Source organism: Massilia putida, assembly GCF_001941825.1.
GTDB classification, from domain to species: Bacteria; Pseudomonadota; Gammaproteobacteria; order Burkholderiales; family Burkholderiaceae_D; genus Telluria; species Telluria putida.
Genome location: NZ_CP019038.1, coordinates 2,142,428 through 2,157,106, shown reverse-complemented (window position 1 = coordinate 2,157,106; position 14,679 = coordinate 2,142,428). Strand labels below are relative to the sequence as shown.

Below are 14,679 nucleotides of genomic sequence, written 5' to 3'. Positions count from 1 at the left end.
GAATACAAAAACGGAGTTTTTTAAATGGCACAAATCGAAGTCAAGGTCCCCCAATTGTCGGAATCGGTCGCTGAAGCAACCCTCCTGTCGTGGCACAAGAAAGTCGGCGAAGCCGTCTCGCGCGACGAGAACCTGATCGACATCGAGACCGACAAGGTGGTCCTGGAACTGCCGGCCCCGGCTGCCGGCGTGATCGTGCAAGTCATCAAGAACGACGGCGCGACCGTCGTCGCGGGTGAAGTCATCGCGATCATCGATACCGAAGCCTCGGCAGGCGCCAGCACCGGCCAGGTGAGCGCCGCCCCGGCACCGGCCGCGGAAGCCGCCCCGGCCGCAGCGCCGGCAGCAGGCGCCGCCACCGGCTCCAAAGGCGACGTCGCCATGCCGGCCGCCGCCAAGATCCTGGCCGACAACAACCTGACCGCTCTCGATGCCACCGGCACCGGCCGTGACGGCCGCGTGACCAAGGGCGACGCTCTGGCCGCCGTCGCCAACAAACCGGCCGTCGCCGCACCGGCCCCGCTGGCCGCCGCAGCGCCGAAGGCAGCCCTGCCGCAAGTCGCCGCCCCGGTCGCCAATCTGGGCGAGCGTCCGGAAGAGCGCGTGCCGATGAGCCGCCTGCGCGCCCGTATCGCCGAGCGCCTGCTGCAATCGCAGTCGACCAACGCCATCCTGACGACGTTCAACGAAGTCAACATGGCGCCGGTCATGGAACTGCGCAACAAGTACAAGGACAAGTTCGAGAAAGAGCACGGCGTCAAGCTGGGCTTCATGTCCTTCTTCGTCAAGGCCGCCGTCGCCGCGCTGAAGAAGTACCCGATCCTGAACGCGTCGGTCGACGGTAACGACATCATCTATCACGGCTACTTCGACATCGGTATCGCCGTCGGTTCGCCGCGCGGCCTGGTGGTGCCGATCCTGCGCAACGCCGACCAGATGTCCATCGCCGACATCGAGAAGAAGATCGGCGAATTCGGCCAGAAAGCCAAGGACGGCAAGCTGACGCTGGAAGACCTGACGGGCGGTACGTTCTCGATCTCGAACGGCGGCGTGTTCGGCTCGATGCTGTCGACCCCGATCATCAACCCGCCGCAGTCGGCCATCCTGGGCGTGCACGCGACCAAGGACCGCGCCGTCGTCGAGAACGGCCAGATCGTCATCCGTCCGATGAACTACCTGGCGATGTCGTACGACCACCGCATCATCGACGGCCGCGAAGCCGTCCTGGGTCTGGTCGCGATGAAGGACGCGCTGGAAGATCCGGCCCGCCTGCTGCTCGACCTGTAATCGCGAAGGGGCGCGCCGGCCTGGCGCGCTCGTGCCGTGTCTGATGGAAGGGAACGATCATGATCGCCGATGAAATCAAGCGTTTGCACGAACTGCACCAGGCCGGCGCCCTGACCGACGCCGAATTCGAACAGGCGAAGGCGAAGGTGTTGTCCTCCGCCTCGTCGACGGTGAACCTGAACAAGACCGCGAGTGCCGACGGCACGTTCGCGTCCGAACTGAACACCTTGCGCCGCTCGCGCACCGACCGCTGGCTGGGCGGTGTCTGCGGCGGCCTGGCGCGGGTGTCGGGCGTCGACGCCTGGGTGTGGCGGCTCGTGTTCACGCTGTTCACCATCACGTTCGGGTTCGGGATCGTGGTTTACCTGTTGTTGTGGATTTTTGTGCCGGAAGAGTGATTTTTCGGCCGAAGAACGAATACGAAACTCCCTCTGCACGCCGTCCCCGCGGAAGCGGGGACCCATGCCGAGTGCAGCGAAGTCGCGAACCATGCGATTCCGGTGCGGCCTCCATGGATTCCCGCTTGCGCGGGAAGTCGGTCCCGACAGTGTCGGGGACGACGGTATCTGTCAGGCAGCGGGAATAAAAAGGAAAACGATTAGATGAGCAATGAAAAACAATTCGACGTCGTCGTGATCGGCGGCGGCCCCGGCGGCTACGTGGCTGCGATCCGCGCTGCACAGCTGGGCTTCAAGACCGCCTGTATCGACGAGTGGCAGAACGCCAAGGGCGGCCCGGCACTGGGCGGCACCTGCACCAACGTCGGCTGCATCCCGTCGAAGGCGCTGCTGCAATCGTCGGAACACTTCGAGCACGCGGGCCACGCGTTCGCCGAGCACGGCATCGACGTCGCCGGCCTCTCGCTGAACCTGGGCCAGATGCTCAAGCGTAAAGAGGGCGTCGTCAAGGCCAACAACGACGGCATCGTCTACCTGTTCAAGAAGAACAAGGTCACCTTCTTCCACGGCCGCGGCACGCTCGCCGGCAAGGCTGGCGAAGGCTACGCCGTCAACGTGTCGGGCCCGACCACCGATTCGATCACGGCGAAAAACGTGATCATCGCAACCGGCTCGAACGCCCGCGAACTGCCGGGCGCACCGTTCGACGAGAAAGTCATCCTGTCGAACACCGGCGCGCTGACCGTCGACGCCGTCCCGGCCAAGCTGGGCGTCATCGGCGCCGGCGTGATCGGCCTGGAGATGGGCTCCGTGTGGCGCCGCCTGGGTGCCAAGGTCACCGTGCTGGAAGGCCTGCCGACGTTCCTGGGCGCGGTCGACGAGCAGATCGCCAAGGAAGCGCACAAGCTGTTCACCAAGCAGGGCCTGGACATCCAGCTGGGCGTGAAGATCAACAGCGTCACCAAGGGCGATAACAACGTCACCGTGGAATACGCCGATGCGTCGGGCGCCGCGCAAAGCGCAACGTTCGACCGCCTGATCGTCTCGATCGGCCGCGTGCCGAACACCAACGGCCTCGGCATCGAGACCGTCGGCGTGCAGCTGGACGAGCGCGGCTTCGTCGCCGTCGACGACGAGTGCCGTACCAACGTCCCGGGCATCTGGGCCGTGGGCGACGTCGTGCGCGGCCCGATGCTGGCGCACAAGGCGGAAGAAGAGGGTGTTGCCGTCGCCGAGCGCATCGCCGGCCAGCACGGTCACGTCAACTTCAACACGATCCCGTGGGTCATCTACACCTCGCCGGAAATCGCGTGGGTCGGCAAAACCGAGCAGCAGCTCAAGAAGGAAGGCGTGGCCTACAAGGCCGGCACGTTCCCGTTCATGGCCAACGGCCGTGCGCGCGCGCTGGGCGACACGTCGGGCATGGTGAAATTCCTGGCCGACGCGACGACCGACGAAATCCTGGGCGTGCACATCGTGGGCCCGGTCGCGTCGGAGCTGATCTCGGAAGCCGTCGTCGCGATGGAATTCCGCGCGTCGTCGGAAGACATCGCCCGCATCTGCCACGCCCACCCGTCGCTGTCCGAAGCGACCAAGGAAGCCGCGCTCGCCGTCGACAAGCGTTCGCTGAACTTCTAATTCATTGGCCTTTGGCCGATTCGTAGGGTGGACGGCTCCGCCGTCCACGCGGTGATTGTCGGCGGCTTCGTGATCGTGCGCGATATCGGAGCCGTTGCCTATCGACGCGTGGACGGCAAGCCGTCCACCCTACATTTATGCGGTCCTTTTACATGAACGTCCAAGAGTACTACCAGCACGCGCTGACCGAGCGCGGATTCAAGTCCGATCCCGCGCAGCAGCGCGCCGTCGACCGCCTGCAAGAGGCGTACGACGACTGGGTCGCGTACAAGTCGCAGCGCTCGTCCGCGTTCAAGCGCCTGATCAACCGGCCCGAGGTCCCGCAGGGCGTCTACATGTGGGGCGGGGTGGGGCGCGGCAAGTCCTTCCTCATGGACAGCTTCTACTCGGTGGTGCCGGTCGTGCGCAAGACGCGCCTGCACTTCCACGAATTCATGCGCGCGGTGCACCGCCAGCTCGATGAGCTCAAGGGCATGGAAGACCCGCTGCTCGAGGTCGCGCGCCGCATCGCCAAGAAATACCGCCTGATCTGCTTCGACGAATTCCACGTCAGCGACGTGGCCGATGCGATGATCATGTACAACCTGCTGTCCGCGCTGTTCTCGCACGGCGTGTCGTTCGTCATGACGTCGAACTACGACCCGGACAAGCTGTACCCGGACGGCCTGCACCGCGACCGCATGCTGCCGACGATCGCGCTGCTCAAGGACAAGCTGGACGTGCTGAACGTCGATGCCGGCATCGACTACCGCCACCGCGCGCTGGAACAGGTGCAGGCGTATTACACGCCGCTGGGCGCCGCGGCCGACCACGCGCTGCGCGACACGTATTCGAAAATCGCCGACACGGCCGACGAGGATCCCCGCGTGCACATCGAGCAACGCGAGATACGGGCGCTGAGGCGTGCCGGCGGCGTGATCTGGTTCGATTTCGCCACCCTGTGCGGCGGACCGCGCTCGCAGAACGACTACCTGGAACTGGCGAGCCAGTTCCACACCGTGATCCTGTCGGGCGTGCCGCGCATGTCGGCCGCGATGTCGTCGGAGGCGCGCCGCTTCACATGGCTGATCGACGTGTTCTACGATCACAAGGTCAAGCTGATCATGTCGGCCGAGGTCGAGCCCGAGCAGCTGTACACGGAGGGCGCGATGTCGAACGAGTTCCATCGCACCGTGTCGCGTATCATTGAGATGCAGTCGCGCGAATACATGCTGGCCGAGCGCCGTGGCGCGGCGGATGCGCTGGCCTGACACGATCAAAGGAACCGAATGAAAGCTGACTTCGTAACAGACCCCCGCGCCTTGCGCGCGCTCCCCGCGATCGCGTTCGCCGCGCTGCTGACGGCGTGCGCCGGTCCGGATGTGGTGCCGCGCGAGGTGCCGCCGCCGCCCGTGACGTCCGTCGCCCAGGCCGACCAGCAACTGGCCGCGGTGGCGCGCGAGCGCGCGGCGATCGAGGCCCGCTTCGCCGAGCGGGAGCGCGTCTGCTACGACAAGTTTTTCGTGAATAACTGCCTCGACGAGGCCAAGGAACGCCGCCGCAGCGCCCTCGCGGCCCAGCGTGCGATCGAAGTGCAGGCCGACCGCTTCAAGCGCCAGGCCATCGTCGAGGAGCGCGACCGCAACCTGGCCGAGGCTGAACGCCGCTTCCAGGAACAGGAAGCGCGCCTGGCGGCCGCACCGCCGAAGCCGACCCCGGAACCGACGCCGACCCCGCCGCCGCGCAAGCCGACGGTGCCCGGCCGCGTGGCCGAGCGCGACGCCCGCCTGCGCGCCGAGCGCCAGGAGGAAGCGGCCAACGCCGACAAGCGCGCGCAGAACGTGCGCGAGTTCGAGAAGCGCAAGGCCGAATCGGCGGAACGCCAGCGCAAGGTCGCGGAGCGCAAGGCCGAAAAGGCCGCGAAGGCGGCGAAGGAAGCCGAAGACGCGAAGGCGAAAGCGGCGCAGGACACGACGAAAAAATAACGATTAAACGTAGGGCGGGCGTTCGAGGCCGGGGGCCTCAAATGAAACGTGCCCACGCGTAACGCAGGCACGATGCAAACGTCACGCGCGGGCGGAGGGCCGCCCACCCTACGGCCGTTCGAGCACCGGCTTGACGAGTTTCACGATCGCCATGCTGCAATTCCCGCCCTTGCCCTGCGAACGTTCGCCGGCTTTGTTGATGAGCATCTCGGACGCCTGGCGCGGACTGGCCTTGGCCGTCGCCGCGCCCAGCTCGGCATCAGTGAAGAAATGCCACAGACCGTCCGAGCACAGTAGGAAGGTATCGCCCGGCGCCAGGTCCTGCCGCTGGCCGAACGTAATGAACGGATCCTTGCGACTATTGCCCAGCAAGTTCACCAGCAGCTTGGACTTGCGGTGGTTCTTCGCCGCCTCGGGCGGCAGGCGGTCGCTGGACACGAGGTGCTCGACATAGGCCGCGTCGCTCGTACGCGACAGGCACTTGCCGTCACGGAAGTGGTACAGGCGTGAATCGCCCACATGGGCCCAGACGGCGTCGCCGTGCGGCGTGAGCACGAGGCCGACGAAGCTGGCGTGGGCCTCGACCTGGGTCGTGACCGCATTCATGTTGATGACCAGATGGGTTTCCTGCACGATATCGCGCAGCAATTGTTGCAGGCGAAGGGCGGTGGGGCGGTCGCCCGGCTTGAATTCGTCGAACACCTGCTTGGCCGTGTGCAGGACCTGGTCCGCGCCGGCCGCGCCGGCGACGCCGTCGGACAGCACCGCCAATGCGTAGCCGGGCGCGCGGGCGCCGGTCATGAGCGCGACCCGGTCGTTCTGCTGCGGGCGGTTACCGATGTGTTGCGCGGTTCCCGCTTCTAACTTGTATGAGGTCATAAACGTGGCTTTCCGATGCCGTCATGCCGGACTTTGTTGGCGGCAACGACGGTGTAGTTTAAACTATGCACCGGTTTGCACAGGAGTTGCAAGCCGTAACAATGAATAGCGCCGCCCCGAGCCAGCGGGCATGTGCCTTCCCACCCCTTTACGCTTAACTGTTCGGAAATGCCAAACATGATCGACGTCCAGGAGATCCAGCGCCGTATTATTGAACTCGACGTGGAACATCGCGACCTCGACGCAGTCATAGAAATGCTGACCCGCGACGGTCATTCCGACCAGTTGCAGCTGCGTCGTCTGAAGAAACGCAAGCTGCAGTTGAAGGACCACATCACACTGCTGAAAATGCAGTTGGTGCCCGATGTTCCCGCCTGATTTCCGGCATTAGCCTCTGTCTTAAGCAGTCAACCTTGACCGATCACCTTCCCCTGTCCGGCGTCGACGCCGGCGAGCCCGACGCCGCGCCGGCGAGTGCCGAACCCGCCGGTAAGTACGACGCCGAAGTCGAACGCATCTTCGGCGCCGGCGGCCCGCTCGCGCCCGCCGTCGGCACGTTCAAGCCACGCGAGTCCCAGACCGAGATGGCGAAAGCGATCGCGCACGCGATCGGCACACAGGGCACCCTGATCGCCGAGGCCGGCACAGGCACGGGCAAGACGTTCGCCTACCTCGTCCCCGCGCTGCTGTGGGGCGGCAAGACGATCATCTCGACCGGCACCAAGAACCTGCAGGACCAGCTGTTTTCGCGCGACATCCCGACCGTGCGCGGGGCGCTGCGCGCGCCCGTCTCGGTGGCGCTGCTGAAAGGCCGCTCGAACTATCTCTGCCACTACCACCTGGAACGCACGCTGTCGAACGGCCGCCTGACGTCGCGCGACGACGTCGGCCACCTGCGCGAAATCTCGCGCTTCATCAAGATGAGCCAGTCGGGCGACAAGGCGGAGCTGACCAAGGTCCCGGAAACGGCGTCCGTGTGGAATCTCGTCACGTCCACGCGCGAGAACTGCGTGGGCCAGGAGTGCCAGTACTACCAGGACTGCTTCGTGATGAAGGCGCGCCGCGAGGCGCAGCAGGCCGACGTCGTCGTCGTCAACCACCACCTGTTCTTCGCCGACGTGGCGCTGAAGGAAGGCGGCATGGCCGAACTGCTGCCGTCGGCCAATACGATCATCTTCGACGAGGCACACCAGTTGCCGGAAGTGGCGACCTTGTTCTTCGGCACGACGGTGTCGACGGGCCAGGTGCTCGAACTGTGCCGCGACGTGCTGGCCGAAGGCCTTGCGCACGCGCGCGGCGGCGTCGACTGGGCGAAGGTCGTGACCGTCGTCGAGAAGGCCGCGCGCGACCTGCGCCTGACGTTCCCGGAAGGCGGCACGCGCCTGTCGCTGCCGCAGATCCCGCCCAGCTCGGAATTCTTCCCCGCGCTGGACAAGCTGAAGGAAGAACTGGAAGGCATGATCGACGTGCTGGAAGCGCAGGCCGAGCGCGCCGAGACGATCGAACAATGCCGCGTGCGCGCCATCGAGATCCTCGACCAGTACAAGGCGTGGAAGTCCGAGCCCAAGAAGGGCAAGGAGATCGAAGGGGACGACGCCGTGCTGTGGGTCGAAGCGTTCTCGTCGTCGCTGCAGCTGCACAAGACGCCGCTGTCGATCGCGCCGATCTTCGCCGGCCAGCGCGCCGGCACGCCGCGCAGCTGGATCTTCACGTCCGCCACCCTCGCGGTCAAGAACGACTTCAAGCATTTCACCGCGCAGCTCGGCATGACGGGCGAGCCGGCGCAGAGCTGGCCCAGCCCGTTCAATTACCAGGACCAGGGCATCCTGTACGTGCCCACCGGCCTGCCGGAACCGAACACGTTCGGCTACACGGACGCCGTCGTCGACATGGCGCTGCCCGTGATCGAGGCCGCCGGCGGCCGCTGCTTCTTCCTGTGCACGACGATCCGCGCCGTCAACCGCGTCGCGGAACGCCTGCGCGAAGAGTTCGCCGCGCGCGGCCTCGACTTCCCCCTGTTCGTCCAAGGCGAACGGGGCCGTACGGAATTGCTGGACTCGTTCCGCAACGCGGGCAATGCGGTGCTGGTCGGCAGCCAGAGCTTCTGGGAAGGCGTCGACGTGCGCGGCGAGGCGCTGTCGCTCGTCATCATCGACAAGCTGCCGTTCGCGCCGCCCGACGATCCCGTGCTGGCCGCGCGCATCGAAGTGATGGAAAAGAAGGGCATGAACGGCTTTGTCCACCACACCTTGCCGGAAGCCATCATCAACCTGAAGCAGGGGGCCGGCCGGCTGATCCGCGACGTCGAGGACCGCGGCGTGCTGATGCTGTGCGATCCGCGTGTGATCAGCAAGCCGTATGGGCGGCGGATCTGGCAGAGCTTGCCGCCGTTCAGGCGGACGCGGGTGCAGGCGGACGTCATCGAGTTTTTCAAGTCGCCCAAGGCCTGATTCCGGGCTTCGTTATGCGCTGACTCTGGGAACCGGGGTCAGAGCCCTTTTAAGGCAACACCGGGCTCTGACCCCTTCGCTTCGTTATACGCTACCTTTGAGAGCCGGGGTCAGAGCCCTTTAAAGGCAACACCGGGCTCTGGCCCCTCGCTTCGTCATACGCTACCTCTCCGTCGAGACCGCCCGCCGCTTGTGCTCCCACAACATGCAGGATGGGTGACTTGTTTAGAGTCTCACTGGCCCGGCCGGTGGCAGACCTACAAGGGGGAGCAATGGCGATTCGTTACGGCTGCTTTTTCAGTTATGCCCATGGGCGGCATGAGCTGATGCAGCGCTTCAAGGCCACGCTGGCCGATGCGCTGCGCTGTTACCTCGAACCGTATTTCGACAACGAAGACGAACTGTTCGTCGACACCGAACAACTCGGTGGTGGCGACGACCTCGACCGCAAGATCGCCCGCGCGCTGTGCGAAAGCGCGTGCATGGTGCTGATCTACACGCCCAAATACGAAGCCCACGCCTACACGCGCCGCGAGTACGCCGCCATGCGCCTGATCGAGGCCGAACGCAGCACGTGGTACACGCTGCCCAGCCAGCTGATCATTCCCGTCGTCATGACCCGGCACCCCGTCAGTCTGCCGCCGCAGATCAGCGAATCCACGTTCTACGTCGACTTCTCGCGCTTCACGATGGCCACGGCCGACCTCAAGTCGAATCCCGATTTCCTGCCGGACATCGACAAGATGGTCCGGCGCATCGTGACCCATTACCAGTATCAGAAAAAGACCATGCCGCCGGCGCATGACTGCAACCAATTCGTACTTCCCGCTGTCCCACCCGCATGGCGTGAGTTACCGGATCCAACCTTCCCCAAAAAATGAGGAGCCTTATGGAAACCAACCGCATCACCGCAGTACCGGCCGGGCAGACCGGCGAGGTGACGACGTTTTACTCCTACGACAGCTCACCCGCGCGCAGCCTTGCGCTGGCCCATGCCGCCTGGCTGCTCGCCGGGCGTGCGTCTGCGAAGACACCGGTGCTGATGATCGACTGGGACCTGGAAGCTCCGGGCCTGCACCACTATTTTCCCTGCGCGGAAGGCAATCACCGCGCCGACGGCCTGCTCGAGCTGTTCGAAACTTGTCGCGAGCAACTGAGCGGCAACACATCGAACGACGACGCCGACGCGCTGGCCGCCCGCATGCTCGACACGCTCGACTGGGACGACTACATCGTGCGCGTCGACGACAGCCGCCCGCTGTACCTGATGCGCGCCGGCCGCTTCGACGACAGCTACGGCGAGCGCGTCGACCGGCTCGACTGGGACGCGCTGTTCTGCGCCTGTCCGGCCTTGTTCCGCACGTTCGCGGCCCACGTGGCGCGGCGCTTCGCCCACGTCCTGATCGATTGCCGCAGCGGACGCTCGGCGGCGGCGAGCGTGTGCACGGCGCTGTTGCCGGACAAGATCGTCGGCCTGTTCACGCCCGATGCGCGCAGCCTGGACGGGTTGCAGGGTGTCGTCGCGCGCGCCCTCGATTACCGCTGCAGCCACGAGGACGAGCAGCGGCCGCTGCTCGTCTATCCGCTGCCTTGCCCCGTCGACGGGGCGGGGGAGGCGCGGCTGCGCTGGCGCTTCGGCGACGCCCAGCGCGGCCAGGCCGGCTACCAGGCCACGCTGGAACACATGCTGGCCGAGTGCTACGGCCTGTCCAGCGTCGTGCTCGACAGCTACCTCGACGAAGTCCTGCTGCCGCAGGCCGCCATCGTCGGCATGCCGCCGGCCGGCGGCCGGGCCCAGGCGGGCGAACACGACCGCTATGGACCGCAGTGCGCCATCGCAGCCCTGCTCGAATGGCTGGAGCCCGGCCATTTCCCGTGGCGCCCGCTGCCCGAGGTCCGGCTCGTGCAGGCCGTCGAGTCCCTGCGCGAGCGCGCGGCCGATCCGCAGGCGCCCGCGCTCGTGCGCGAACTGGCCCGGCTGGCGCAATTGTATTTAGGGCAACAAAGTGAACTGGAGGCCGCGCGCCGCATCGAACAGCACGTGATCGCACTGGAGCAGGGCCTGCACGCGATGGAAGAGGGCAAGCGCGGCCACGCGGCGTCGCGCCGGCCGGGCGAGCCGCCGCCGGACGCGCTGGACGACAAGCTGTCGCGCCTGCAGGAACTGATCGACAACCGCAGTCCGCACGAGGCGCGCGCACTCGCCGACAGCCTGCGCTCGACGATCCTGAGGCCGAGTGTGGCGCATCCGCTACGACGGCGCGGGGCCGCGATGATCAAGCAGGTCTACCTGCAGGAAGGCGACAAGGACGCGCTGCTGGCCTTCACGCTGGACGAGGTGTCGTCGCTCGAAGGCGCCCTGATCCAGGCGGCGGGAGGGCGGCCGCTGGTGACGGGCTGACGCGGCGCCGGGCCCGCGCCGGCGGGCCAATAAATGTGCCGCCCGATAGGTCGATCTCGCCGTTGCTTCAGGTAAAATCGCTGCATGCGTATCCTTATCAGTAACGACGACGGCTACCTCGCCCCCGGCATCAACGCCCTGGCCGATGCGCTTGCGACAGTCGCCGACATCGTGGTGGTCGCGCCCGACAGCAATCGCTCGGGCGCGTCCAACTCATTGTCGCTGGACCGTCCGCTGTCGGTGTCGAAGGCTGCCAATGGTTATTATTTTGTCAATGGCACCCCGACCGACTGCGTGCACATCGCATTGACCGGGATGCTCGACACACGCCCCGACCTGGTCGTTTCCGGCATCAACAATGGCCAGAACATGGGGGACGACACCCTGTACTCGGGCACGGTGGCGGCGGCGACGGAAGCGTATCTGTTCGGCATCCCGGCGATCGCCTTTTCCCAGGTCCATGGCGGCTGGGCCGAGATCGAATCGGCTGCGCGGGTGGCGCGCGATATCGTGCTGCGCCGCTTCGACATGCTGGAGTCGCCGTTCCTGTTGAACGTGAATATCCCGAATCTGCCGTACGAGCAGATGGGACCGCTTACGCCGACCCGCCTGGGCCGGCGCCACCAGTCCGAGCCCGTCGTCCGCGCCCAGGACCCGCGCGGGCGCGAGATCTTCTGGATCGGCGCGCCCGGCGCCTGCCGCGACGCGGGCGAGGGGACGGATTTTTATGCGACCAGCAAGGGCTGCGTGTCGGTGACCCCGCTGCAGGTCGACCTCACGCATCGCGACCAGCTGGACCTGCTGCGGCGAGGGTTGGGATGAGCGAAAAGCGCAGCCAGTTTCCTCTGCCGCTGTCGTCCGTGACGGGCGGGAGCACCCGAAAGCCCGCTGCGCCGGCGCCGGTCGCCACGCCGCAGACGGCGACCCAGAACGCGCGTCAGAACAACCAGCACCGCGCCGGCAATCCGCCGAACGTGCCGGGCACGGCCAAGCCGGCGCCTTTGCCTCCGCAGCAGACGGTGGCGCGGTCCGACCTGGCGGCCACGGAAGCGCCGCGCCGCGCGATGGCGGCCCGGACCGCGCGCCAGGGCGTCAAGGACGCGCAAGTGCTGGCCGCGCTGGAAATCGTGCCGCGCCATATGTTCGTCGAGCCCGGCATGCTGGGCCAGGCCTATGCCGACATCTCGCTGCCGATCGGTCATAATCAAACGATTTCGCAGCCGTATATCGTGGCGCGCATGATCGAACTGCTGAAGGGCAGCGGCCAGCCGCTGCGCCGCGTGCTCGAGATCGGCACGGGCTGCGGCTACCAGGCCGCCGTGCTGTCGCGCGTGGCGCAGGAGGTGTATTCCATCGAGCGCATCAAGCCGCTGCACGAGCTGGCGAAGGCCAATCTGCGCCCGTTGCGTATCGCCAATCTGCGCTTGCAGTACGGAGATGGTATGCTAGGGCTCCCGCAGGTGGCCCCGTTCGACGGCATCATCCTGGCGGCGGCCGGTCTCGAGGTGCCACGCGCACTGCTCGAGCAGATGGCCATTGGCGCCCGACTGGTGGCGCCCCTCGGTGCTCAGGTCCAGCACCTGCAGCGCATTATCCGTATCGGCAAGGCGGAATGGACCAGCGAGACGCTGGAAGCCTGCCATTTTGTGCCGCTGCGCCCGGGCACCGCTTGAATGCCGGAACGTTGTAAAAGAATTATAGAGAGAATGAAACCCACACCCCGCTTAGCCCTGTTGACCCTCAGTCTCGGCATCCTGTCCGCCTGCAGCACCGAGACCCGCGTTGCCCCCGTGATCGATCGTCCGACCCCGACCGCGTCCAGCTTCCGTCCGCGCCCTCAGCCGGCGCCGGCGCCGGTCGCTGAAGAGAACAAACCGGACGCGCGCGGCACCTATACCGTGCGCCGCGGCGACACCCTGCTGCGCATCGCCCTCGACCACGGCCAGAATTACCGCGACCTCGTCGCCTGGAACAACCTGGCCGATCCGGACGACATCAAGGTCGGGCAAGTGCTCAAGGTGGCGCAGCCCGAGCGCGGCGGCAATGCCGTCGTGACGACGCCGATCACGATGCCGGGCGCCGAGAAGGCCCCCGCCGTCCCGAAAAAGACCGAACCGAACGGCGCCAAGAAGCCGTACAGCGAATCGAACCTGGCCAAGGAAGACAATCCGAAGGCGGAGAGGGTGATCTCGGCCGGCGTGACCCCGGGCACCACCGTCACGGCCAACGACGACGAGAAACTGAGCTGGATGTGGCCGTCCGACGGCAAGATCGTCGCGACCTTCGACGAAGGCAAGAACAAAGGCATCGACATCGCCGGCAAGATGGGCCAGCAGGTGATGGCGGCCGGCTCCGGGAAGGTGATGTATGCCGGCAGCGGCATCCGCGGATATGGTAATCTCGTGATTGTTAAGCACAGCAACAGCCTATTGTCGGCCTATGCGCACAACCGCACCATCCTGGTGAAGGAAGGTCAGAACGTGACCAAAGGCCAGCCGATCGCGGAAATGGGCGATTCCGATGCCGACGCGGTCAAACTGCATTTCGAGATACGCCAGCAGGGCAAGCCGGTCGACCCGGCGAAGTTCCTGCCCAGTCGCTAGAGAGAGCCGATGACGCTGCCCCCCGATCCGCTGGACCACGACACGCCGGAAGACAATCCGGATGAACCGCTGGACGACAGCGAGTTCGGAGCGGACGGCGTCGACCGTGCCGAACTGCTGCCGGAAGGGGCCGTGGTCGCCGTCGTCGACACCGTCGACGAGCTCAAGAGCGTGCTCCAGGCCGAGCTCTCGACGGACACCACCCAGCACTACCTGAACCGGATCGGCGCCAAGCCGCTGCTCAACGCCGAGCAGGAATCGCATTACGCCACGCTGGCCAAGGCCGGCGATTTCAATGCGCGCCAAAAGATGATCGAGCATAATCTGCGGCTCGTCGTCTCCATCGCCAAGCACTACATCAACCGCGGCGTCGTGCTGCTCGACCTGATCGAGGAAGGCAATATCGGCCTGATGCGCGCGATCGACAAGTTCGAGCCGGAGCGCGGCTTCCGCTTCTCGACGTACGCCACGTGGTGGATCCGCCAGAGCATCGAGCGCGCGATCATGAACCAGGCCCGCACCGTGCGCCTGCCGGTGCACATGGTGCGCGAACTGAACCAGGTACTGCGCGCGAAGTATCACCTGGAAGCCCAGCACCACGACGGCAAGGAAGCGAGCGCGGAAGACATCGCCAGCCTCGTCGGCCGGCCCGTGGAAGAAGTGCAGGACATCCTCGCGCTGTCCGAACACGCGACGTCGCTCGACGCGCCCCTCGACAACGATCCGCAGAGCAGCCTGATGGACATGCTGCCGGACGAGGGCGACGTCAGCCCGGACGCGCACGCGGAACAGCACGAGATGACGGTGCTCGTGCGCGACTGGCTGCAAAAGCTGCCGGACAAGCAGCGCCTCGTCGTGATGCGCCGCTTCGGCCTCGACAACGACGATCCGGCCACGCTGGAAACGCTGGCCGAGGAGATGGGCGTGACGCGCGAACGCGTGCGCCAGATCCAGCAGGAAGCCCTCGTCAAACTGAAACGGGCGATGGCCGCCCGTGGCGTCGTCCGCGATTCCTTGCTATGATGCCCGGCTGGCCGGAATAGGCCGCATGTCGTCGTT

At 66.0% G+C, this 14,679-nt stretch carries 14 protein-coding genes; 13 read left to right on the top strand and 1 reads right to left on the bottom strand.

Translation table 11 applies throughout. The features are described 5' to 3' along the window. The first annotated feature begins 24 nt into the window (after nucleotides 1–24). The 5 genes from odhB to BVG12_RS11865 all read left to right on the top strand — a co-directional run bounded on the left by odhB (nucleotide 25) and on the right by BVG12_RS11865 (nucleotide 5,287). A complete protein-coding gene (gene odhB / locus BVG12_RS11885) occupies nucleotides 25–1,287 on the top strand; it encodes a 2-oxoglutarate dehydrogenase complex dihydrolipoyllysine-residue succinyltransferase (RefSeq protein WP_075792565.1) in 1,263 nt (420 codons plus the stop codon). Between the two features lie 59 nt (nucleotides 1,288–1,346). Continuing rightward, nucleotides 1,347–1,685 carry a PspC domain-containing protein gene (locus BVG12_RS11880; RefSeq protein WP_370662837.1) on the top strand — a complete coding sequence of 113 codons (339 nt, stop codon included), beginning with the start codon at nucleotides 1,347–1,349 and terminating at the stop codon, nucleotides 1,683–1,685. 204 nt (nucleotides 1,686–1,889) lie between these two features. Continuing rightward, entirely contained in the window at nucleotides 1,890–3,323 is a 1,434-nt protein-coding gene (gene lpdA, locus BVG12_RS11875) for a dihydrolipoyl dehydrogenase (protein WP_075792563.1), read from the top strand. A gap of 152 nt (nucleotides 3,324–3,475) precedes the next feature. Then, nucleotides 3,476–4,573 (top strand): cell division protein ZapE, encoded by a 1,098-nt coding sequence (gene zapE, locus BVG12_RS11870; protein ID WP_075796318.1) that lies wholly within the window; start codon nucleotides 3,476–3,478, stop codon nucleotides 4,571–4,573. An 18-nt stretch (nucleotides 4,574–4,591) separates the two neighbouring features. Further along, nucleotides 4,592–5,287 carry a hypothetical protein gene (locus BVG12_RS11865; protein WP_075792562.1) on the top strand — a complete coding sequence of 232 codons (696 nt, stop codon included), beginning with the start codon at nucleotides 4,592–4,594 and terminating at the stop codon, nucleotides 5,285–5,287. 108 nt (nucleotides 5,288–5,395) lie between these two features. Here the strand turns inward: BVG12_RS11865 and BVG12_RS11860 are convergent, their stop codons facing one another. Continuing rightward, nucleotides 5,396–6,166 (bottom strand): PP2C family protein-serine/threonine phosphatase, encoded by a 771-nt coding sequence (locus BVG12_RS11860; RefSeq protein ID WP_075792561.1) that lies wholly within the window; start codon nucleotides 6,164–6,166, stop codon nucleotides 5,396–5,398. Nucleotides 6,167–6,343: 177 nt separating this feature from the next. On the opposite strand from BVG12_RS11860, the gene BVG12_RS11855 reads away from it, so the two are divergent. The 8 genes from BVG12_RS11855 (at nucleotide 6,344) to rpoS (ending at nucleotide 14,643) form a co-directional block, all read left to right on the top strand. Next, nucleotides 6,344–6,544, top strand: coding sequence for a YdcH family protein (locus tag BVG12_RS11855; protein ID WP_075792560.1), 201 nt, complete (start codon nucleotides 6,344–6,346; stop codon nucleotides 6,542–6,544). A gap of 35 nt (nucleotides 6,545–6,579) precedes the next feature. Next, entirely contained in the window at nucleotides 6,580–8,616 is a 2,037-nt protein-coding gene (gene yoaA / locus BVG12_RS11850; protein WP_075792559.1) for a DNA repair helicase YoaA, read from the top strand. Between the two features lie 272 nt (nucleotides 8,617–8,888). After that, nucleotides 8,889–9,497, top strand: a complete 609-nt coding sequence (locus tag BVG12_RS11845) for a toll/interleukin-1 receptor domain-containing protein (RefSeq protein WP_075792558.1) — start codon at nucleotides 8,889–8,891, stop codon at nucleotides 9,495–9,497. An 8-nt stretch (nucleotides 9,498–9,505) separates the two neighbouring features. Then, the gene (locus BVG12_RS11840) at nucleotides 9,506–11,017 is read left to right on the top strand and encodes a hypothetical protein (protein ID WP_075792557.1); all 1,512 of its coding nucleotides are present in this window, start codon (nucleotides 9,506–9,508) and stop codon (nucleotides 11,015–11,017) included. Between the two features lie 84 nt (nucleotides 11,018–11,101). After that, complete coding sequence (gene surE / locus BVG12_RS11835; RefSeq protein ID WP_075792556.1) at nucleotides 11,102–11,839, top strand: 5'/3'-nucleotidase SurE; 738 nt, start codon at nucleotides 11,102–11,104, stop codon at nucleotides 11,837–11,839. After that, a complete protein-coding gene (locus BVG12_RS11830) occupies nucleotides 11,836–12,690 on the top strand; it encodes a protein-L-isoaspartate(D-aspartate) O-methyltransferase (RefSeq protein ID WP_075792555.1) in 855 nt (284 codons plus the stop codon). Before surE ends, BVG12_RS11830 begins: the two co-directional genes overlap by 4 nt. A gap of 33 nt (nucleotides 12,691–12,723) precedes the next feature. After that, a complete protein-coding gene (locus BVG12_RS11825; protein WP_075792554.1) occupies nucleotides 12,724–13,620 on the top strand; it encodes a peptidoglycan DD-metalloendopeptidase family protein in 897 nt (298 codons plus the stop codon). A 9-nt stretch (nucleotides 13,621–13,629) separates the two neighbouring features. Then, the gene (gene rpoS / locus BVG12_RS11820; protein WP_075792553.1) at nucleotides 13,630–14,643 is read left to right on the top strand and encodes an RNA polymerase sigma factor RpoS; all 1,014 of its coding nucleotides are present in this window, start codon (nucleotides 13,630–13,632) and stop codon (nucleotides 14,641–14,643) included. Nucleotides 14,644–14,679: the final 36 nt, after the last annotated feature.

What these genes read in the sequence shown, in the direction of transcription:
- odhB (WP_075792565.1), top strand. Translation starts at nt 25, where the DNA reads ATGGCACAAATCGAAGTCAAGGTCCCCCAATTGTCGGAATCGGTCGCT.
- BVG12_RS11825 (WP_075792554.1), top strand. Translation starts at nt 12,724, where the DNA reads ATGAAACCCACACCCCGCTTAGCCCTGTTGACCCTCAGTCTCGGCATC.
- BVG12_RS11830 (WP_075792555.1), top strand. Translation starts at nt 11,836, where the DNA reads ATGAGCGAAAAGCGCAGCCAGTTTCCTCTGCCGCTGTCGTCCGTGACG.
- surE (WP_075792556.1), top strand. Translation starts at nt 11,102, where the DNA reads ATGCGTATCCTTATCAGTAACGACGACGGCTACCTCGCCCCCGGCATC.
- zapE (WP_075796318.1), top strand. Translation starts at nt 3,476, where the DNA reads ATGAACGTCCAAGAGTACTACCAGCACGCGCTGACCGAGCGCGGATTC.
- lpdA (WP_075792563.1), top strand. Translation starts at nt 1,890, where the DNA reads ATGAGCAATGAAAAACAATTCGACGTCGTCGTGATCGGCGGCGGCCCC.
- BVG12_RS11880 (WP_370662837.1), top strand. Translation starts at nt 1,347, where the DNA reads ATGATCGCCGATGAAATCAAGCGTTTGCACGAACTGCACCAGGCCGGC.
- BVG12_RS11860 (WP_075792561.1), bottom strand. Translation starts at nt 6,166, where the DNA reads ATGACCTCATACAAGTTAGAAGCGGGAACCGCGCAACACATCGGTAAC.
- BVG12_RS11840 (WP_075792557.1), top strand. Translation starts at nt 9,506, where the DNA reads ATGGAAACCAACCGCATCACCGCAGTACCGGCCGGGCAGACCGGCGAG.
- BVG12_RS11865 (WP_075792562.1), top strand. Translation starts at nt 4,592, where the DNA reads ATGAAAGCTGACTTCGTAACAGACCCCCGCGCCTTGCGCGCGCTCCCC.
- BVG12_RS11855 (WP_075792560.1), top strand. Translation starts at nt 6,344, where the DNA reads ATGATCGACGTCCAGGAGATCCAGCGCCGTATTATTGAACTCGACGTG.
- BVG12_RS11845 (WP_075792558.1), top strand. Translation starts at nt 8,889, where the DNA reads ATGGCGATTCGTTACGGCTGCTTTTTCAGTTATGCCCATGGGCGGCAT.
- rpoS (WP_075792553.1), top strand. Translation starts at nt 13,630, where the DNA reads ATGACGCTGCCCCCCGATCCGCTGGACCACGACACGCCGGAAGACAAT.